Here is a 19,627-nt window from a genome sequence, read left to right on the forward strand (position 1 = left end):
ATTAATTTCGACTCAAATTGTTTTTCTTACTGATTTTTATTGCAAAAATATAATTTATTCTCGAATATTGTCTCTTAAATATAATTTGTACTTTTGAAGAGTTTAAGTAAAATATGGAATATAATATAGTGTTTTTTCTGATTTTGTTTTTTGTTGTGGTTGAATTTTGCATGCAACAAATGTTGTCTTTTTTAAATCGTCGGGCTGCTTCTCCTGTTTTACCGGATAAACTGATCGATTTATATGATAAAACAAAATATGCCGAACAGCAACAGTATTTTTCGGTAAACAATAAGTTGGGGTCGATAAGTTCTATTGTAGATTTTGTCGTAATCATATTATTTCTTGTTTTTGGTTGGTTCGGCGGATTATATGACTGGGCATATCAAGTAACCTCGGGCAGTTTGATATGGAATACGTTGTTGTTTTTCGGACTTTTATTTATGGGTAATACATTGTTGTCGTTACCTTTCGACATATATGATACGTTTGTTATCGAAGAACGTTTCGGATTTAATAAAACAACACCGTTTTTATTTGTTGCAGATCAATTAAAGTCTTTGTTTTTCGGATTGTTTATCGGAGGGCTTTTGTTAACGGTCATTCTTTTTCTGTATCAATGGTTGGGTAGTTTGTTTTGGTTGGCAGGCTGTGCTGTTGTTGTTTTATTTATGATTTTATTAAATATGTTTTATTCACAATGGATTGTTCCTTTATTTAATAAACAGACACCATTACCCGAGGGTGAGCTTCGTTCAGCTATAGAAAGATTTGCCGATCATGCGGGTTTTTGTCTCGATAATATATATGTTATCGACGGTTCGAAACGATCGACTAAAGCAAATGCATATTTTAGTGGTTTGGGAAGTAAAAAGCGTATTGTTTTGTTCGATACACTTATCGATGAACTCACAACAGAGGAGATTGTTGCTGTTTTGGCTCATGAGACGGGGCATTATAAACATAAACATACATTACAAATGCTGCTTTTATCAGTAGTAAACGTATTTCTTATATTTTTTCTTTTTTCATGGACGGTGGGTAATGTTGCATTTGCCGAAGCTTTAGGTGGAAAAGGCAGTTCTTTTGCTCTCTCTTTAGTCGCATTTTCATTACTTTATTCGCCTTTGGGTTTGATTACGGGGCTGTTTATTAATGCTTTATCTCGTAAAAATGAATATCAGGCAGATGCATTTGCTGCTAAATACAATTTGACAGAAGCGTTGATAAGCGGTTTGAAGAAAATATCGGTACGGTCTTTATCTAATCTTACGCCGCATCCGTTATATGTAAAAGTATATTATTCGCATCCGACTCTGTTACAGCGTATCGGACGATTAATGAATAAAGCATAAAATTATGAATGTTGAGATTATTGTTATCGGTGACGAATTGCTGATAGGACAGGTTACAGATACTAATTCTGCATGGATAGCCCGGGAATTGAATAAAATAGGTTGGGAAATTACGGAGATAACAACGGTGAGAGATCGGCGAGAAGAAATGTTATCGGCTTTCAATCAGTCGTTTGCCCGTGTAAATGTTGTTTTAGTAACAGGTGGGTTAGGACCTACTAAAGATGATATGACAAAGCAGACATTATGTGATTTTTTCGGTGGAAAAATGATTTTTGATGATTCTGTTTTACAAAATATAGAACGTTGGCTTTCTAAGCGTAAGATAAAGCTCAATGATTCTACCCGGAGTCAAGCTATGGTACCTGATGTATGTTCGGTTATACAAAACCCGGTAGGAACTGCTCCCGTAATGTGGTTCGAAAGAGAAGGAAAAGTCCTCGTTTCGATGCCGGGTGTACCGTTTGAGATGAAAAATGCCATGGAAAATGAAGTGATTCCTCGATTACGACATCGTTTTCCCGATCATACGTCGATACGTCATTTTACTTGTCTGGTTATGAATTTTACCGAGTCGGCTTTATCGGAATATCTGACCGATTTTGAAGCCGAAATGCCTTCGGCTGTGAAATTGGCATATTTGCCAAATCCAGGTGTTATTCGCCTGCGTCTGACAGCTCGTGGAGAAGATGATTTGGAAACTTGTCGCATGCTCGAAAAACAGGCGGAAAAATTGTGTGGATTATTAGGTAAAAATATTTTTTCATACCGGGATACCACGATGGCCGGAGCATTAGGTGCTATATTAGAGAAAGAAGGTTATACTGTTGCGACAGCTGAAAGTTGTACGGGTGGAAATATTGCACACGAAATAACACTGATCCCCGGTTCATCGGCATATTATAAAGGTAGTATCGTATCGTACGCCAACGAAATAAAAGAAACAGTATTAGGAGTAAGTACAGAAGATCTTGAAAAATATGGTGCTGTGAGTCGTCAGGTAGTTGAGCAGATGGTTAAGGGTGTACAAAAGTTGATGCATACCGATTGTGCAGTGGCTACTTCGGGTGTTGCCGGCCCGAACGGAGGAACTTCTGAAAAACCGGTCGGTACCGTTTGGATAGCTGTCGCATTAGGAGATAAGATCGTTAGTGAAAAATTTTTGTTTGGCGAAAACCGGAAATATAATATAGAAAGAGCCACCCATATGGCTTTCCTTTCGATGATAAAATTATTGTCCGGTAGCTAAATGAACTTAAATAAAAAATAATGATATGAGAAAAATATACAAGGGATATGTTTATTTTTTTTGTATAGGTATTTTTATATATATTATTTACGGATGCAGTGATAGAAATCACACTGAGAAAGAACAGTTGAACGATCTGATAGTTATTTGTGACAGTCTCGAGTTGGCAGGGGACTCTACATTACTTGAGGAAACGGCCTGTTTATTGAGCGAATACCCTCCGAAGGAGGAAAATCGGTTGCGGTCTTCACTTTATAAAATATCGGCAGCGTATAATCAGGGAAAATATTATTATGTTTTGAATGCCCTTAATCGTTTCTCCTCCGATTCTGCTTGGATCGGTTTCCCAGAGGGGGAAGCCCGGGCGTTATTTCTCGAAGCTCGAGCTTTGCAAAAGATGAAATTGTATGGTCAAGCTATTCGTGTGTATGAAAAACTCATTACTTTAACTCCTGATGAAAATGGTGGAAAACGAATCACTTGTATCATGAAGGAGGGATTACTGCAAATGATGTATTGTTACATTTTTGCAGGGAAAAGGGAAGCTGGAGTCCGGGCATTCTGTGATATCGATTGCAATAAAAATTTTTGGTTGAGAAATCGTTATCCACGTAGTATAAAAGTTTGTTTAGCTTATTCTCTTTATGAAGCATCTCATTTGGCTGAAGCTGCATCGGTAATCACACAAGCATTGAGTATAGAGGAAAAGGATAGGGAAAATGAACAACTTTATGTAGATTATGGGATCGCGGCCGTTATTTATAATCAGTTCGGGGATATCAGAAAAGCAATTTCTTGTAGTGAGCAATGTTTGTCGATACTTAATAGATTAAATGAGAAGAACGGAATTTTTTATGCTTTAAGCAACCTTATTTATCAGTATCAACAAATAGGAGAATTTGAAAAAAGTTTGGCAACATACGAAAAGCTACTTCAAACGGATGAAATAAAGAAAAATCCCTATAATTATTGTGTAGCAGAGGTAAATATTTCTTCTCTTTTCCGTGAATGGGGACTCGATGAGGAGTGTATGGGCCATTTAGATGTTGCCCGTCGCATGGCTTACCTCAGTAAAGAAACAGACGCTCTTTTGCGAGTAAATAATATGGAGTTACTGATTTTAATGGATAAAAGCGATTATAATTCGGCGTCTGGTGTATTGGATAGTATTTCGTCTCTATTACCGGTAAATGATCGCGGTAGTTTTTATCAATTATATTATGATGTATATCGATCTTTGTTGAAAATAGATTCTTTGAAAGACCCGAAGATAATCAAAATAAGAGTACAAAAGCTATTAATGGATTTGAAGGCCCTTCAGATGGATAATAACAAACTAAATATTCTTTTCTATCTGGGCAGAATACTTGAATCGAAAAATGAAAATGCTTTAGCTGTTGTAGCTTATCGAAGCGCGAGAGATTATGTGGATTCAAATGATCTCGTGTATTATAAGAGGCTTATTTTTGGTGCTTTGGCCCGGAGTTACCATAAGCTGGGAGCCTTTGCGAAAGCTTCTGAATATTATCTTTTGTACAATGACGCAGATCGGGTATTTACCGAAAGACGGAATGCAGGACTAATGGCTCGGTTTAGGGTAAAATACGAAACTCGACAGAAAGAGCAGGATAATAATTTATTAAGGTCGGAGTTAAAACTGAAAGAACGTACTTTGCAGTATTATTCGGTTATCGGTATTTCTGTTTTTTTGTTATTGGTTATAATTGCTCTTTGGTTAATTATGAGGCAGCGTACTCTACGGTTGAGTCATGAAACCGATTTGCGCCAACATGAATATGATGTGATGCTGATTGAAGAACAAGAACGCCAACTTCGTAAAATGATTCAGGATAAATCGGAATTAAATCGTAAAAATGAAGAGTTGAGATACGAAATAGAACGTTCGGGAGCGAAAAATGATCTTCAAAATCTTATAAATAGTTTATCGCCGAGATTACTTACTCGAGAAGAGGAATTAAATTTCAGACGACAGTTTTCTATGATACATCCCACATTTATTACCTCTCTCAGAGAAAAGGTTCCGTCTATTACTTCCACTGAAGAATTGTTGGCTATGCTGATTAAAATCAATCTTAATAATGAAGAAATTGCTTATGCTTTGGGGAATAACAAGTCCAGTGTAATAACTTCCCGTTCGCGACTCCGTAAAAAATTGGGAATAGACAAAAGTGTTATTCTCGAAAATTATATACGATCGATTTAATTATAAAATATTCCCGGAAATATATACAAAAAGTGATATTTCCGGGAGATTTATGTGTCGATTATCTTGTTGAAAGATATTTTATTTCAGTGCTTTAATTACCGATGGAATGAGGGCGTTTAGTGTGTTTTCAGATTGTGCAGTATAAAAGTTTCCATCGATTACTGCCTTTTCATCGGTTGCGATTCCTTTTTGTATAGCGGCTTTTGCCAAAGGATGTATGGCGAGTTTATTATTGTCATTGATTCCTGAAATTTCGAATATTAGTGCAGCGGCACAATGTCCTATCATGATTTTACCTTTTTTATGAAACTCTTTGACCACTTTTAAGAGATCGATATTATAGGATTTATCTGCGTTTTGCTGAAATACGGGAACAGCGTCTCCGCAGGAAAATACTAATGCGTCATAATCGTCGGTATGTCCTTTTAAATTTTTTATAATATCATCCGTAATAATGGTTATGCCCGAGTTGCTTTTAATTTCTTTCGTATCTGCTACTGCGAAAACTTTGTAAGAGATGCCGTTTTCGAAAAATGCTTCCAGATATTGGAACAACCCGTAACCGTTTACCGGATTTACAGCCAGAATAGCTACTTTTTTTTCCATAATTATAAATGTTAAGTGATATAATAGTTATTATTAGTAAGTTTATTACTTTTGTATTGCAAATATAAATAGTTTGTTTTGTAGATACAAGAACGAACTTAAAAATAAGATAGTTACATAAAAGTAACTATTGTTGACTGATATAGGATTAGAAAGTAATAAAAAATGAAAAATTTTCATACCGATGGTTTTTGTCCGGTACGGGATGTTCTCGGCCGTTTAGGTAATAAGTGGTCGTTATTGGTGTTGATTACATTAAATGCAAATGGAATAATGCGTTTTAGCGATATTCATAAATCGATAGGGGATGTATCGCAACGTATGCTGACAGTTACATTGCGTATGCTCGAATCAGACGGCTTAGTAAAACGAAAAATATATGCTGAAATTCCGCCTCGTGTCGAATATTCGTTGACTTCACGGGCAGAAAGTTTAATTCCTTTATTGAATGATTTGGTTGATTGGGCATTACAAAATATGCCGGGAATACGAGAAAGCAGAAATCTTTCTGTATAAATTTTATTTGTGATGTTAATTAGCTATATTGTTGATTTTTAAATTAATATTATTCTTAAAATAAATTGTACATAGATTTGTACATAGCTTCAGCTACCGGCTATTGTTGTTTAATTTTAATATTGTATCCATATTCATTAAACAGGCGATAGGTGTTGGAGTTTTAATTTTTTTTTTACGCCGGACAAACATTATGTCCGGCGTTTTTATTCAGATTATTATTATATCGAAATTTTTTTCAATTTGTAATAACGAAGCAGTAAAAAACTTTTATATTGTTTTATTCTCAATAGAGGCATTCCTTTGAAAAGCAGAGGGAACTTTTGCTAAAATAAAGTTGGGAAAGAATATTTATGGGTTAAAAATTTGGATGATATTCTCAAAAACGTTTACTTTGCACTCTGTTTGTAAAAGCCGCAAAAAATCAATAAAAAAAAGATAAAGCGATGTCGAAGATTTGTCAAATTACCGGAAAAAAAGCAATGGTTGGCAATAATGTCTCGCACTCGAAGAGACGTACGAAAAGAAGATTTAATGTCAACCTGTTTACTAAAAAGTTCTATTGGGTAGAACAAGATTGTTGGATCAGCCTGAAAATCTCAGCTGCAGGTCTCCGTACTATTAATAAAATGGGATTGGACGCTGCGTTGAAACAAGCTGCTGAAAAAGGTTTTTTAAACGCATAATTTAGAAGAAAGAAAGATGGCAAAAAAAGCTAAAGGTAATAGAGTACAAGTTATTCTCGAATGTACGGAGCACAAAGCAAGTGGTATGCCCGGGACATCGAGATACATTACCACCAAAAACAGGAAAAATACCACTGAGAGATTGGAGCTGAAAAAGTACAATCCTATTTTGAAAAAAGTAACTATTCACAAAGAAATAAAATAAGTTTAGGCCATGGCAAAGAAAACCGTTGCATCATTGCAAAAAGGAGAGGGACGTACTTATTCTAAGGTAATAAAGATGGTTAAGTCTCCCAAGACCGGAGCTTATATCTTTCAGGAAGAAATGGTCCCCAATGACAAAGTGAGCGAAGTGCTTGCTAAATAAAAGATATTTCGATATATACTATAAAATCTTCCCTGCATTTTACTATGTGGGGAAGTTTTTTATTAATGTACTTTTTACTATCTTTGTTATTCTAAGATAAGACCATTTTGAAAAAGTGTTTTCATCTTTAAGTTATTGATATTCTGTTTATAATCTTATAAATTTGGGAAATGGGTATATTCGATTTTTTTTCAAAAGAAAAAAAGGAAACCCTCGATAAGGGATTGTCTAAAACCAAAGAAGGTGTATTTTCGAAACTTGCGCGTGTCGTTGCCGGGAAAACGAAAGTCGATGATGAGATACTCGATGATCTCGAGGAGGTTTTAATTACATCGGATGTCGGTGTCGAAACCACACTGAGGATTATCGAACGCATCGAGAAACGTGTCGCCCATGATAAATATGTGACTACTTCCGAGCTGAGAGTTATGCTTCGTGAAGAGATTGCCGCATTGCTTACCGAGAATAATTCTGAAGATATTGCTGAATTTTCGGTTCCGGCCGATAAACGTCCTTACGTGATTATGGTTGTCGGGGTTAATGGTGTCGGGAAAACGACAACGATAGGTAAGTTGGCATATCAGTTTAAAAAAGCGGGTAATAGTGTTTATTTAGGAGCTGCAGATACGTTTCGGGCTGCAGCCGTAGAGCAATTGGTAATTTGGGGAGAACGGGTAGGTGTTCCGGTTGTGAAACAGAAAATGGGTTCCGATCCTGCTTCTGTTGCATATGATACGCTGAGCTCGGCCAAAGCTAATAATGCGGATGTTGTGATTATCGATACGGCAGGCCGGTTGCATAATAAAATAAACTTGATGAATGAGCTTTCGAAAATTAAAAATGTAATGAATAAGGTTGTGCCGGGTGCTCCCCATGAGGTTTTATTAGTTCTCGACGGATCTACCGGGCAAAATGCATTTGAGCAGGCAAAGCAGTTTACTGCAGCGACCGAGGTAAATGCCCTGGCAATTACAAAACTCGATGGAACGGCTAAAGGGGGTGTTGTAATCGGCATTTCCGATCAGTTTAAAACCCCTGTAAAATATATTGGCTTAGGAGAGGGAATGGAAGACCTGCAAGTATTTAATCGAAAAGAATTTGTAGATTCGTTATTCGGAGAAGAGTAAAATGATAATACCGGATAGCCGCAAAACAGAGCGACAGACTTCATGCGCCGTTTTGTGGCTATTTTGTTTTTAAATAATAAATATGATAAAGAACAGAGTTGATATTATTACTTTGGGTTGTTCTAAAAACTTGGTCGATTCAGAACAGTTGATGCGACAGTTCGAAGCTGCAGGGTATATTGTGAAGCATGATTCCGATAAAGTTTCGGGTGAAATCGTAGTTATCAATACTTGCGGATTTATTGGGGATGCTAAGGAAGAGTCGATTAATATGATCTTGAATTTCGTGCAAGCGAAAGCCCAAAAAAAGATACGCAAACTTTTCGTAATGGGATGTCTTTCGGAAAGGTTTATGACCGACTTAAATCAAGAGATACCCGAAGTAGATAAATTTTATGGAAAATTTGATTGGAAACAGTTGATTACCGATTTGGGTAAACCCTATCGTGACGATCTACGCTATGAGAGGATTCTTACCACTCCCCCGCATTATGCTTACATAAAAATAGCCGAGGGGTGTGATCGGTGTTGTTCTTATTGTGCGATTCCTATTATTACCGGGCGTTATCAATCTCGCCCTATGGAAGAGATAGAGGAAGAAGTAAAGCTAATGATTTCTGAGGGAGTAAAAGAATTTCAAATCATTGCACAAGATCTTACCTATTACGGGAAAGATTTATACAAAACGTGGAAATTACCTGAACTCATCGATCGTTTAGCTATGATTCCCGGTGTCGAATGGTTGCGTCTTCATTATGCTTATCCTGCTAAATTCCCGTATGAATTATTAGCTGTTATGCGTAAGCATGATAATGTATGTAAATACCTCGATATTGCTTTACAGCACATAAGTGATAATATGCTTTCTCGAATGCATCGTAATGTAACTAAAGAGGAAACTTATGCATTGCTGAAACGTATACGTGAGGAAGTGCCCGGTATTCATATACGTACGACGTTAATGGTCGGATATCCCGGAGAAAGTGAATCTGATTTTGAGGAGCTTAAGGAGTTTGTACGGGAAATGCGTTTCGAAAGAATGGGTGCGTTTGCTTATTCTGAAGAGGAAGGAACATATTCTGCTATACATTATGTCGATGATATTTCTGAAGAAATAAAACAAAAAAGACTCGATGATCTAATGGCTTTACAGGAAAAAATCGCAGCAGAAATAAATGCGGAAAAAGTAGGACGTAGAATGAATGTGATAATCGATCGTGAAGAAGTCGACTATTATGTAGGGCGTACCGAGTTTGATTCTCCCGAAGTGGATCCTGAAGTTTTGATAGAAAAGACGATGGAGTTGCACATAGGAGAATTTTACCTTGTGGAAATTACAGGTGCACAAACATTCGAGTTGATAGGTCATGTTATAAAATAATTTCCGTTGTATATGAAGAGTGCCATATCCGAAATATCTGTAATCGATAAAGCTATTTCTTTATGTCTGTCTCGCGGAATCCCTTTTTATATTTACAGATTACCCGGAAGTGAAGTGATCGTTTTTGGAGCTCAAACATCTGTATTTGTCGAAGAAATGGGTGAAATAGGAGCTTATATTGAAGAAAAAGGGTTCTTATTTTCACCATTCGATATTTTAGATTCTTGCCCGGTGTATTTTCTTAAAGGAGATTATAATTTAGATACTCCTGATTTACTTTTTAAGTTGTCGAGTATCGGAAAATCTGTTGATTGGCCCCTTTACAAAGGAGAGGACATTACACAAGATGAATATTACGAGCAGGTAGAACATTGGATAAAATTATTTGAAACTACTGATTTACGGAAAGCGGTATTATCACGTACCCGTACAATTTTTTGCGATGGCGAAAAAGTTGCACTGAAAATATTCGATAAAATGGCTGCTCGTTATCCTCAGGCGTTTGTTTACATGGTTTATATTCCCGGTAAGGCTTTATGGGCAGGGGCGACTCCGGAGACTTTTGTGAGACAAAATGATGATTATCTCGAGGTGATGTCTCTTGCAGGGACTAAAAAAGCGGATGATACCACTTCTTGGGGGCAAAAAGATCGTGAAGAGCAACAAATCGTTACCGAATATATCGGAGAAAAGTTTTTGTCGACTTTTGGAAAGAAGCCTTGTTTGAAAGGACCTTTTGTACGTAAAGCCGGAACGGTTTCTCATCTGTGCACGATCTTGCGTTCAGAAGGTAGAAGCCCGTTGAATATTGTGTCTTCATTGGTAAAAGAACTGCATCCTACTCCTGCTGTCGGAGGTTATCCTTTGAATAAGGCAATAACTCTTATTAAAAATACCGAAAAACATGAAAGAAGGTATTATGCCGGTTATTTAGGCCCTGTATATGGTGATGGGACGTTCGATTTATTTGTAAATTTGCGTTGTATGGAAATATTCGGTAATGCTGTTCGGATATATGTAGGAGGCGGTATTACTGCGTTATCGCAGCCTGAGGCCGAATGGAATGAAACAGAGATAAAATCACGGACATTACTCGATGTAATCGGTATTTGATGACTTTTTTAGTATCTGTAATATTAGATTAATTTTGATATGGAATATTCCGAAAAGGAAGGTTGTAGAATATTGGTGGAAGTGTTGGCTGCAAAAGGAGTTAAAAGGGTCGTCCTTTCTCCGGGGTCGCGAAATGCTCCATTGATCGTATCGTTTGCTCGTTGTGATAAATTTGAAAAATTTATAGTACTTGACGAACGAAGTGCGGCTTTTATGGCATTGGGTATGTCTCAGCAAACTGAAGAACCTGTTGCTCTAGTATGTACTTCGGGTACGGCATTACTAAATTATGCACCGGCGGTGGCAGAAGCCTATTATCAGCGTATTCCGTTAATCATTATTTCAGCCGACAGACCTCCGGAATGGATCGATCAAGACGATAGCCAAACAATACGGCAATTCGGAATTTTTGGCAATTTCGTCAGGTCGTCTTATATTTTACCCGCTGAAATTACTTGTGACGACGAACGTTGGTATGTAAATCGTATTGTAAATGATGCTATAAATACAGCTTTGCAAAGAGTAAAAGGTCCGGTTCATATCGATGTTCCCTTACGTGAGCCACTATACGGGGTAAAAGAATATAACACCTGTATGAGTGAACGAATAATAAGTCATTTCGGTTCGGAAGAGTGTTTGTCAGCTGATACGATGAACACTTTTGCATCTTACTTTAATCGTACAGAAAAAGTATTGATATTGGCTTCTTTTTCGAGTCCCGATAAGACTTTAAATAATGTTTTATCGATATTATCGAAAAAAGATAATGTTGTTGTGTTTACCGAAACGATTTCTAATTTATCTTCTTCCGGTTTTATCCCGACTATCGATCGGGTTTTATCGGCTATGACCGATGAGGAAAAAAAAGCGTTTTCTCCCGATTTATTAATTACATTCGGAGGATCTTTGGTATCGAGAATGGTAAAAAAATGGTTGCGGGATAATCCACCCAAAGAACATTGGAATCTTAATTCCGAAAAGCATTTTGTGGATACGATGAAATGTTTATCGTCACAGATTTCCATTTTGCCCTCGTCATTCTTTACGGGCCTACGGCCATTGCTTACAGTGACTAAAAGTAATTATGCGATAAAATGGGAAGAGATACGGAGCCGGGCCGCTCGCTCGCATAATAAATATATATCTGAAATTCCGTGGTGTGACTTAAAAGCTTTTTCTATTTTATTGCCGTTGTTACCTTCAGGTGTACGTTTGCAACTTTCTAATAGTACTCCTGTCCGCTATGCCCAATTATTTGAATATTCCCAAATAGAACGTTGCGATTCTAATCGGGGAACGAGCGGTATCGATGGAGCTACTTCTACTGCTGTGGGAGCTGCAGCGGTTACTCCCGGTGTTACTGTGTTCATAACAGGAGATATGGGCTTTTTATACGATTCTAACGCCTTATGGAATCGATATATTTCACCTCGTTTGAAGATTATCGTGATGTGTAATGGGGGAGGAAGTATTTTCCGGTTTATTCCGGGACCATCTGAATTGCCCGAACTGGAATCCTATTTTGAAACTCATAGAGATGTAGATGTGGAAGGACTTGCAAGTCTGAACGGATTTAAATTTTTTAAGGCAGATTCGGAGACTTCATTGAAATCGGTATTGCCTGCTTTTTTCGATGAAAAGGAAAAGCCGGTGATACTTGCTATTGAGACTCCCCGTGAATTGAACGCCGAAATATTACGTGGATATTTTAAAAGAAACCAATAAAACCGATAAATACTATGGCTGTAAGAGAATGGCAGAAAATAAAAGATTACGAAGACATAAAATTTGAATTCTTCGAAGGAATCGCGAAAATTACGATTAATCGTCCGGAAGTTTATAATGCTTTCCGACCGCAAACGAACTTTGAAATGCTCGATGCAATGACGATTTGCCGAGAACGTAATGATATAGGAGTTATCGTTTTAACTGGGGCTGGCGATAAAGCTTTTTGTTCCGGTGGTGATCAGAAGGTAAAAGGGATAGGCGGATATCTCGATGAAAACGGGGTACCTCGTCTTAATGTCCTTGATTTGCATAAAGCGATACGATCTATTCCTAAGCCGGTAATTGCAATGGTAAACGGATATGCGATAGGTGGAGGACATGTTTTACATGTGGTATGTGATTTAACGATTGCTTCTGAAAATGCGAGATTCGGACAGACCGGCCCCAAAGTCGGCAGTTTTGACGGTGGTTTCGGATCGTCTTATCTTGCTCGTTGTGTCGGTCAGAAAAAAGTTCGGGAGATATGGTTTCTATGTCGACAATATACGGCTAAGGAAGCAGAAGAAATGGGAATGGTAAACAAAGTTGTTCCTTTCGAGAGACTTGAAGAGGAAACAGTAGATTGGTGTAAAACTATTTTGCAGCGTAGCCCGATGGCAATAAGAATGATAAAAAGAGCTTTGAATGCTGAACTCGACGGACAACGAGGATTGATGGAGTTTGCCGGAGACGCGACTCTTATGTATTATCTTATGGAAGAAGCGCAGGAAGGGAAAAATGCCTTTCTTGAAAAACGTGATCCTGATTTTCAGAAATTCCCTAAATTTCCCGGATAATTCGTGATGCTGGAAGCAACTTATTGTAGGTATATTCTCGATTTTAAGACTCCCGGGGGAACCTCGAGAGGAGTATTGAAACAAAAGGAGACTTTTTTCATTAAGGTTTGGAATAAGGAATTTCCCGAATGTTTCGGTATAGGAGAGTGTGCCGTTTTTAGAGGATTGAGTGCTGATGATTATCCTGATTATGAAGGTCGTTTAAGTAAATTGTGTAGTGAGATAAATGAAACTACTCCCGATCGGTTATCTGGCTGGAGTTCATTGAAATTTGGGCTTGAAACAGCTCTTGCCGATTTGCAGAATGGGGGAACACGGTGTATTTTTAATTCGGATTTTATAAAAAGAAATGTGCCGATAGAGATAAACGGCTTGGTATGGATGGGCGATAAAGAGACGATGCGGAAACGTATAGAGGAAAAATTGAATGCAGGTTTTCGGTGTATAAAACTTAAAATTGGTGCTATCGATTTCGAATCGGAGCTTTCTTTATTAAATACTATCCGTTCTCGTTTTGGTTGTGATTCTGTAGAATTACGAGTCGATGCAAACGGTGCCTTTTCATCGGAAGAAGCGCCTGCTCGTCTCGAAGCATTGTCACGCTATGCACTGCATTCTATCGAACAACCTATTCGTCGGGGACAATGGGATGCATTGAAGATTTTGTGCCGTAATACGCCGATTCCTATCGCTCTTGATGAGGAGTTGATTGGTTTAGACGATAAAATAATGAAAGAAGATATGCTGCGTTATGTAAACCCTCAGTATGTTGTTCTGAAGCCGGCTTTAGTCGGCGGTTTTTCCGGTGCTTCCGAATGGATAGAATTGGCAGTGAGACATCAGGTCGGATGGTGGGTGACTTCAGCTCTCGAATCGAATATAGGGTTGAATGCTATTGCTCAATTTACAAGTAGTTATCATCCCGTGATTCCACAAGGATTAGGGACGGGGATGTTATATACCAATAATATTGTTTCACCACTCAGGCAAGAAGGATCTGTATTGACTCTCGATCCTCTCGCCGGGTGGGATTTTTCGAGATTGAAATGGAAATAAGACTGAATGGGATAGTGTGCCGTTCGGCAGATGAATGCGCAGAAGTTGCAAATGAAGAAATTGCCCGATTTTATTGTGAATGGAACAATACTTTGCCGTATGTCTTAGGACGTACGTCGGGTTCTACCGGTAATCCCAAAGAAATTAAGCTTATAAAAGCTGATATGGAGGCTTCTGCACGACTGACAAATGAATTTTTCGGGATAACGGATGAAACAACGATGCTATTGTGTCTTTCTCCGTCATATATTGCGGGAAAGATGATGATGGTGCGGGCAATGATTTCCGGTGCCGACCTTCAGGTAGTTTCTCCCTCTTCATCTCCTTTATCGAGTTTAAAACGCATTCCGGATTTTGCCGCTATGGTTCCTATGCAGGTACAGTGTTCGTTAAATGAATCAGAGACGCGTGAAAAATTGGCCGGTATCGGTTCTCTTATTATCGGCGGGGCTCCGGTTACACCTGCTCTGGAAACTTCTTTACAAACGTTGCCTGTAAAATGTTATGCTACTTATGGTATGACAGAAACCGTTTCGCATATAGCTTTACGTGATCTCGGATTTACAGATACTCCGTACCAGGCACTCGGGGAGGTTACATTTGAAATAGATGATCGTGGGTGTCTTATAATAAATACTCCGCATCTAAGTTGTTCCCGATTTGTTACTAATGATGAGGTTCGGTTAAAAGACGCACGTCGTTTTCATTGGTTGGGACGGCATGATAATGTAGTTAATTCGGGAGGTGTGAAACTTTTTCCGGAAGAAATTGAGCAGAAAATCTCGGAATGTATAAAGCGTCGTTACTTTGTTATGGGAAAACCCGATTTAAGATTGGGTGAAAAACTCGTTCTTATTATAGAGGGTGAGGAGATGCCCCCGGATGAAATTTTAAGGCTACAATCTGATATGGAACGAATACTTATTCCTTATCAACGTCCTAAAGAAATATTATTTATATCCCGTTTTAAGGAGACCTATTCGGGTAAAGTAATTCGTGATATTCAGGAATAGCGTTTGGGATATCGAAATAATATCGATAATAAAGCGCATATTCCCATTAGCATGGGATAATAAAGATATTTGATGATGGCAAGCGGGGATACTGCCGCTAATGAAGCCGCCATTAGCATTTGAGCCCCATACGGTATAATCCCCTGTATGAGACATGAAAAAGTATCGAGTATGCTGGCCGATTTTCTTTTATCGACTCCGAAACGGTCTGCTATGTCTTTAGCAATACCACCTACAGTAATAATAGCGATTGTATTATTTGCCGTACAAAGATTGGCAAAGCCGACTAATCCTGCAATACTCATTTCGGCACCTCGCTTAGAATTTATTCGTTTGGTTAATTTTATGATAATATAATTTATACCACCGTTAAAACGAATCATTTCCAGCATTCCTCCGGCCATTAATGTAATAATAATGAGTTCTCCCATTCCTGAGATACCTTCACCCATAGATCCTACCCATCCGAAAAATGAAAATCCTCCGGTAATCAAACCTGTAATACCGGTAGATAGTATTCCCAATATTAGTACGACCATCACATTGACTCCGGCGATAGCCGTACCTAAAACAATCAGATAAGGTACTACTTTAGGCCAATGAATAGCTGTAATTTCGGAGGGTGAATGTACATGTAACCCGGCAAAGATATAGTAAATAAGTACTAAAATTGCGGCAGGTACTACAATCATGCTGTTTACTTTGAATTTATCTTTCATCAAACACCCTTGCGTTTTGGTTGCGGCAATTGTCGTATCGGAAATAAAAGAGAGATTGTCTCCGAAAAAAGCCCCTCCGGCTACGATCGCAGTGATAAACGGTACATCTAATCCTGTTCTCTGGGCGATACCGACAGCAACGGGAGTAAGAGCGACAATTGTTCCTACCGATGTTCCAACCGAAAGAGAGATAAAGCAAGACGCGATAAAGAGCCCCGCCAACAAAAGGTTATCGGGTAGTATATGCAATGTAAGATTTACAGTAGCATCAATAGCTCCCATAGATTTAGCTGATTGAGCAAATGCCCCTGCCAGAATGAATATCCATATCATCAGCAGAATATTTCCGTTAGCAGCTCCTCCCGAAAAGTGAGCGATGCGTTCGCTTATCGATTTTCCTTGTGAAATTGCAATAGAAAAAGCCGATGCGATAAGAAAAGCTACAGTAATAGGGACTTTGTAAAAATCATTTACGATTATCGAGGTAACGACATATACTCCCAAGAAAACAAACAAGGGACTTAATGCCCAAAAACTGGCTTTATGGGGTTGAGTCAGATCATCGTTCATCATATTTTTTTTATTAAAACACCGGATAATGAATAAAAGTTGAACTTTTGGGTTCATCTTCATTTTAAGCATTATTTTTTATAATATGCCAAGATAGATCTTATTGTATTTAGCGGCTCTTATTTTAAAGATGTACGAATATACTACTAAAAAATAGGAAATTAATATGACGTAAAAGAAATATTACTTTGAGGATATTTTTATGGAATTTTTTGTTTTCTCATGTATTTTTTGATAAGCATTTCTTTGATTGTTTTCGATTTTGCGAACTGTTTTCAAAACTTTGTGAGTATATATTTTTCCATAAGAATTTACTGTAATAGAAGCATATGTAATAAATATTAATATTGCTAAAGCCGCTAATATTTTTTTTAAGGGTTGGTAACGTAATAAGAACCCGGATAGAGCCAGAATTAAATAGCAAATATATATCCATAGCGTATTAGCCGATCTTTCATAGTATTCGAGGAGATAGCGTTGTAAAACAGTTGAATTTTCGGCAAGTCTTGTAGCTTGTTGGTATAAAATGTTATTTTGTATTGTACACAGGCTATCATTACTTATTGTCGTTTTTTCAGCGTATCGATATTCTACCCCTAAATCATGCAGATGATAAGTTTTATAGGCTTCTGTCGCCATGCTGTCCGGTAATTGTAAAAGAGTTTGTCTGCATGCGTTTATATTCGATCGGTAGATATTTTTTAATGAATCGATGCGAAATAAGATTTTGTGTTTAGGTAATGTACTGGGGAAGTCAGATAAAAATTCGTCTATATTTACAGAAAAATCATATTCTATATTTTGAGGTGATCCGTATTCTTTTATTTCGATATATTGTTTTACCGAGGCAGCCATTATATGTTCGCGTAGATACCAATCATAAAAATAAATTCCTATCGATAGCGGAATGATAATGATTAATCCCTTTGCTAAGGATTTGAAGAAAAAACTCCATTTCAGACTATTTAATCGCCAGAAAGTTAAAAAAGTAGCGACAGAAATACTGTTGCAGACAAGGGCTGTAAGCAAGCCAGTTACAGTTAAAAGGCAAACAAACAATGCTTTTCTGATGGGTATGTTTAGTAATATAAATTCATCGATTCGATCGATATAGTTTGCTATACATGAAAGTATAAAAAGTATGACAAATGTAATAACGGAATATTTTGTGAATTTGCTAAAACTTTTCATATAACAATGAATCTATTGATTAATGAATTATATTGTGCTGTTAAATTTTTAAATTGTATTAATAGTTAGCATCAAATATTTTCTATTACGAAAATCAATAACTATCTTATTAATTGATCAATGGCAGAAAAGGCTATTGTTCTTTATCTGTTGAGATTATATAAAAAGATATTTGAAACAGAAAAATAAATAAAAATACGACAAACATTAAGTGTTTGCCGTATTTTGGTAAGAGCCGCAAGCCGGAATCGAACCGGCGACCTTTTCATTACGAGTGAAACGCTCTACCGACTGAGCTATTGCGGCGAAAACGGTGCAAAGGTAAACTTTTTAGTTTGTTATTTCAAGAAAAGAGCGGTAAAATTTTATTACTTTTTTACCGCTCTTTATATATTCGTTTTTTAATTGTTGATTATTAGTTTATTGAGCTGTATATCAATTTTAATTTAATATTTTCGGTATCAATCTCAGCTTGTGCCGGATAGGCAATATATGGAGATATGCTCGATACTACTGTTACTTGTTGATAGTATTCATTTATGACTGTCTTTGTTTCGATATTTATCGGTACTAACAATATTTCTTCGTTGTATTCGGGATGTGAACCATTAAGAAACCAGGTTTCTGGCTGGTCATATTTGGCATCGTTCCCCATAATGGTCGTGAAGAAATCACGTATATTGCCGAAATCGTAACTATGTGTATTCGAGTTATAAGTTGCATAGAAATAATTTTTCGAATCGGTTAGTAACCGTTTGGTGAAAAATTTATTTAAGTCCATTTCCACTTTATTTCCATCTTGGTCGGTCGATTCACCCTGTTTACGAATAAAGAGAAGATAGGGTGGTGGAATGACTCCGTAATCATTTTTTGCCGGTTTTACAATAGGAACCGAAAGGGTTATCCCGTTTAACATAGCGATATTACCTTGCGTTTCTTTTGTTTTAAGATAGGTGTTTATTATTTCGCGTGTAGGAATCGTTATTTGAGCATTGTATCCGACAGGTGCCTGAATAATCGTTTTTCCTTGTGCGATCAAATTTTCTACTTTGGGGGCGATTGTTCTTTCGATATGGTTTACCGTAGGTACCATATTGTTTACCGAAAAACCATGCGTAATATAAGGTATAATAGAATCTGTCACTCCGTCGTATGCTTTTACTGTTCTATGATGATACCACGATATTACCGATTGTTCTATATTAATAAGCGATCCGATACCGTAACTGTTTTTTATGTATAATCCAGGGAAAATGTCTGGGAGACGGTCGATGTCGGTAAAGGCCGAAGGGTCTTCTTTGAATTTGTCATACAAAAATTTGGCGAAAGACTGCGGTAATTTCGTATCAATATATTTGGCGCCAGTTGTTGTTAAGGAATCGGGGATGCTTAATTTGGATGCAGAATAGCTGGTTTTGTTCAAAAAATCGTTCGACTGATCGTAATAATTATTCGGATCGAGATTACTGTATAGGGGTGTTTCGAGTTTTTTGTTTAATTTGTAAACACTTAGTTGCATAGGGGCTAAGGAGTCTCCCCAGAACTTCGAATCTTTGAATCCCATTGATAATACTAAAGAGTCGATATTGGCCCACTCGATCGTATCGATACTCGAGAGATAAATAAACTGAGTAAGATAGCCAGCCTTAACACTCCCGAAATCGGGTATATTTAATGAACCGATCATTTGCGTTAATGTACGGTTCGGTATATTTTCGCAACTGATCGATTGAGTCTTTACTTTTTTGCTGAATGTTGAGTCTACCGAGATTGTAATCACGGAAGAGTCGATCGAGGATCCGATCTGATCGAGGTCGTCCTCGCAGGAGATCATTGTTGCAATCAATGCAAAAGGCAATAACCAATGAAGTTTCATAAGATTTTCGT

The 19,627-nt window shown here is 37.4% G+C and carries 18 protein-coding genes and 1 tRNA gene; 14 read left to right on the plus strand and 5 right to left on the minus strand.

The window, feature by feature from the left end:
- The first annotated feature begins 113 nt into the window (after window positions 1–113).
- From NMU02_RS03860 to NMU02_RS03870, 3 genes are read left to right on the plus strand one after another with little or no spacing between them, the layout of a single operon-like run.
- Window positions 114–1,355 carry a M48 family metallopeptidase gene (locus NMU02_RS03860; protein WP_255025938.1) on the plus strand — a complete coding sequence of 414 codons (1,242 nt, stop codon included), beginning with the start codon at window positions 114–116 and terminating at the stop codon, window positions 1,353–1,355.
- A gap of 4 nt (window positions 1,356–1,359) precedes the next feature.
- The gene (locus NMU02_RS03865) at window positions 1,360–2,604 is read left to right on the plus strand and encodes a competence/damage-inducible protein A (RefSeq protein WP_255025939.1); all 1,245 of its coding nucleotides are present in this window, start codon (window positions 1,360–1,362) and stop codon (window positions 2,602–2,604) included.
- Window positions 2,605–2,629: 25 nt separating this feature from the next.
- Window positions 2,630–4,828 (plus strand): hypothetical protein, encoded by a 2,199-nt coding sequence (locus NMU02_RS03870; protein ID WP_255025941.1) that lies wholly within the window; start codon window positions 2,630–2,632, stop codon window positions 4,826–4,828.
- An 81-nt stretch (window positions 4,829–4,909) separates the two neighbouring features.
- Here NMU02_RS03870 and NMU02_RS03875 read toward each other — a convergent pair whose 3' ends face one another.
- The gene (locus NMU02_RS03875; protein WP_255025943.1) at window positions 4,910–5,437 is read right to left on the minus strand and encodes a DJ-1/PfpI family protein; all 528 of its coding nucleotides are present in this window, start codon (window positions 5,435–5,437) and stop codon (window positions 4,910–4,912) included.
- 165 nt (window positions 5,438–5,602) lie between these two features.
- Between NMU02_RS03875 and NMU02_RS03880 the strand changes: the two genes are divergently transcribed.
- The 11 genes from NMU02_RS03880 to NMU02_RS03930 all read left to right on the plus strand — a co-directional run bounded on the left by NMU02_RS03880 (window position 5,603) and on the right by NMU02_RS03930 (window position 15,260).
- Window positions 5,603–5,953: a winged helix-turn-helix transcriptional regulator gene (locus tag NMU02_RS03880; protein WP_255025944.1), complete on the plus strand. Its 351-nt coding sequence runs from the start codon at window positions 5,603–5,605 to the stop codon at window positions 5,951–5,953.
- Window positions 5,954–6,399: 446 nt separating this feature from the next.
- A complete protein-coding gene (gene rpmB, locus NMU02_RS03885; protein ID WP_255025946.1) occupies window positions 6,400–6,639 on the plus strand; it encodes a 50S ribosomal protein L28 in 240 nt (79 codons plus the stop codon).
- Window positions 6,640–6,655: 16 nt separating this feature from the next.
- Window positions 6,656–6,844 (plus strand): 50S ribosomal protein L33, encoded by a 189-nt coding sequence (rpmG, locus tag NMU02_RS03890; RefSeq protein ID WP_009319565.1) that lies wholly within the window; start codon window positions 6,656–6,658, stop codon window positions 6,842–6,844.
- A 9-nt stretch (window positions 6,845–6,853) separates the two neighbouring features.
- Window positions 6,854–7,006 carry a DUF4295 domain-containing protein gene (locus NMU02_RS03895; RefSeq protein WP_255025947.1) on the plus strand — a complete coding sequence of 51 codons (153 nt, stop codon included), beginning with the start codon at window positions 6,854–6,856 and terminating at the stop codon, window positions 7,004–7,006.
- 170 nt (window positions 7,007–7,176) lie between these two features.
- Window positions 7,177–8,133 (plus strand): signal recognition particle-docking protein FtsY, encoded by a 957-nt coding sequence (gene ftsY / locus NMU02_RS03900; protein WP_255025948.1) that lies wholly within the window; start codon window positions 7,177–7,179, stop codon window positions 8,131–8,133.
- An 82-nt stretch (window positions 8,134–8,215) separates the two neighbouring features.
- Entirely contained in the window at window positions 8,216–9,514 is a 1,299-nt protein-coding gene (gene rimO, locus NMU02_RS03905) for a 30S ribosomal protein S12 methylthiotransferase RimO (protein WP_255025949.1), read from the plus strand.
- 12 nt (window positions 9,515–9,526) lie between these two features.
- Complete coding sequence (locus tag NMU02_RS03910; protein WP_255025950.1) at window positions 9,527–10,627, plus strand: chorismate-binding protein; 1,101 nt, start codon at window positions 9,527–9,529, stop codon at window positions 10,625–10,627.
- A gap of 39 nt (window positions 10,628–10,666) precedes the next feature.
- Window positions 10,667–12,352, plus strand: a complete 1,686-nt coding sequence (gene menD / locus NMU02_RS03915; RefSeq protein ID WP_255025952.1) for a 2-succinyl-5-enolpyruvyl-6-hydroxy-3-cyclohexene-1-carboxylic-acid synthase — start codon at window positions 10,667–10,669, stop codon at window positions 12,350–12,352.
- 14 nt (window positions 12,353–12,366) lie between these two features.
- The gene (gene menB, locus NMU02_RS03920; protein ID WP_255025953.1) at window positions 12,367–13,191 is read left to right on the plus strand and encodes a 1,4-dihydroxy-2-naphthoyl-CoA synthase; all 825 of its coding nucleotides are present in this window, start codon (window positions 12,367–12,369) and stop codon (window positions 13,189–13,191) included.
- A gap of 6 nt (window positions 13,192–13,197) precedes the next feature.
- Window positions 13,198–14,247 carry an o-succinylbenzoate synthase gene (locus NMU02_RS03925; RefSeq protein ID WP_255026204.1) on the plus strand — a complete coding sequence of 350 codons (1,050 nt, stop codon included), beginning with the start codon at window positions 13,198–13,200 and terminating at the stop codon, window positions 14,245–14,247.
- A complete protein-coding gene (locus NMU02_RS03930; protein ID WP_255025954.1) occupies window positions 14,238–15,260 on the plus strand; it encodes an AMP-binding protein in 1,023 nt (340 codons plus the stop codon). The genes NMU02_RS03925 and NMU02_RS03930 overlap by 10 nt, the downstream gene beginning before the upstream one ends.
- On the opposite strand, the gene NMU02_RS03935 is transcribed toward NMU02_RS03930, so the two are convergent.
- The 4 genes from NMU02_RS03935 to NMU02_RS03950 all read right to left on the minus strand — a co-directional run bounded on the left by NMU02_RS03935 (window position 15,251) and on the right by NMU02_RS03950 (window position 19,616).
- Window positions 15,251–16,552 carry a Na+/H+ antiporter NhaC family protein gene (locus NMU02_RS03935; protein WP_435522012.1) on the minus strand — a complete coding sequence of 434 codons (1,302 nt, stop codon included), beginning with the start codon at window positions 16,550–16,552 and terminating at the stop codon, window positions 15,251–15,253. The genes NMU02_RS03930 and NMU02_RS03935 overlap by 10 nt on opposite strands.
- Before the next feature lie 180 nt (window positions 16,553–16,732).
- Window positions 16,733–17,740 carry a hypothetical protein gene (locus NMU02_RS03940; RefSeq protein ID WP_255025956.1) on the minus strand — a complete coding sequence of 336 codons (1,008 nt, stop codon included), beginning with the start codon at window positions 17,738–17,740 and terminating at the stop codon, window positions 16,733–16,735.
- A 233-nt stretch (window positions 17,741–17,973) separates the two neighbouring features.
- Window positions 17,974–18,046 (minus strand) — tRNA-Thr (locus NMU02_RS03945).
- 109 nt (window positions 18,047–18,155) lie between these two features.
- Window positions 18,156–19,616 carry a DUF4270 family protein gene (locus NMU02_RS03950; RefSeq protein ID WP_255025958.1) on the minus strand — a complete coding sequence of 487 codons (1,461 nt, stop codon included), beginning with the start codon at window positions 19,614–19,616 and terminating at the stop codon, window positions 18,156–18,158.
- Between the last annotated feature and the right edge of the window lie 11 nt (window positions 19,617–19,627).

This window comes from Coprobacter tertius, from assembly GCF_024330105.1.
Classification (GTDB): domain Bacteria; phylum Bacteroidota; class Bacteroidia; order Bacteroidales; family Coprobacteraceae; genus Coprobacter; species Coprobacter tertius.

Bases quoted from the DNA above. Each gene is read 5' to 3' on its own strand.
- NMU02_RS03875 (WP_255025943.1), bottom strand. From the start codon at position 5,437: ATGGAAAAAAAAGTAGCTATTCTGGCTGTAAATCCGGTAAACGGTTAC.
- rpmG (WP_009319565.1), top strand. From the start codon at position 6,656: ATGGCAAAAAAAGCTAAAGGTAATAGAGTACAAGTTATTCTCGAATGT.
- menB (WP_255025953.1), top strand. From the start codon at position 12,367: ATGGCTGTAAGAGAATGGCAGAAAATAAAAGATTACGAAGACATAAAA.
- NMU02_RS03880 (WP_255025944.1), top strand. From the start codon at position 5,603: ATGAAAAATTTTCATACCGATGGTTTTTGTCCGGTACGGGATGTTCTC.
- NMU02_RS03910 (WP_255025950.1), top strand. From the start codon at position 9,527: ATGAAGAGTGCCATATCCGAAATATCTGTAATCGATAAAGCTATTTCT.
- NMU02_RS03860 (WP_255025938.1), top strand. From the start codon at position 114: ATGGAATATAATATAGTGTTTTTTCTGATTTTGTTTTTTGTTGTGGTT.
- NMU02_RS03935 (WP_435522012.1), bottom strand. From the start codon at position 16,552: ATGATGAACGATGATCTGACTCAACCCCATAAAGCCAGTTTTTGGGCA.
- NMU02_RS03950 (WP_255025958.1), bottom strand. From the start codon at position 19,616: ATGAAACTTCATTGGTTATTGCCTTTTGCATTGATTGCAACAATGATC.
- rimO (WP_255025949.1), top strand. From the start codon at position 8,216: ATGATAAAGAACAGAGTTGATATTATTACTTTGGGTTGTTCTAAAAAC.
- menD (WP_255025952.1), top strand. From the start codon at position 10,667: ATGGAATATTCCGAAAAGGAAGGTTGTAGAATATTGGTGGAAGTGTTG.
- NMU02_RS03870 (WP_255025941.1), top strand. From the start codon at position 2,630: ATGAGAAAAATATACAAGGGATATGTTTATTTTTTTTGTATAGGTATT.
- NMU02_RS03930 (WP_255025954.1), top strand. From the start codon at position 14,238: ATGGAAATAAGACTGAATGGGATAGTGTGCCGTTCGGCAGATGAATGC.
- ftsY (WP_255025948.1), top strand. From the start codon at position 7,177: ATGGGTATATTCGATTTTTTTTCAAAAGAAAAAAAGGAAACCCTCGAT.
- NMU02_RS03925 (WP_255026204.1), top strand. From the start codon at position 13,198: ATGCTGGAAGCAACTTATTGTAGGTATATTCTCGATTTTAAGACTCCC.
- rpmB (WP_255025946.1), top strand. From the start codon at position 6,400: ATGTCGAAGATTTGTCAAATTACCGGAAAAAAAGCAATGGTTGGCAAT.
- NMU02_RS03865 (WP_255025939.1), top strand. From the start codon at position 1,360: ATGAATGTTGAGATTATTGTTATCGGTGACGAATTGCTGATAGGACAG.
- NMU02_RS03895 (WP_255025947.1), top strand. From the start codon at position 6,854: ATGGCAAAGAAAACCGTTGCATCATTGCAAAAAGGAGAGGGACGTACT.
- NMU02_RS03940 (WP_255025956.1), bottom strand. From the start codon at position 17,740: ATGAAAAGTTTTAGCAAATTCACAAAATATTCCGTTATTACATTTGTC.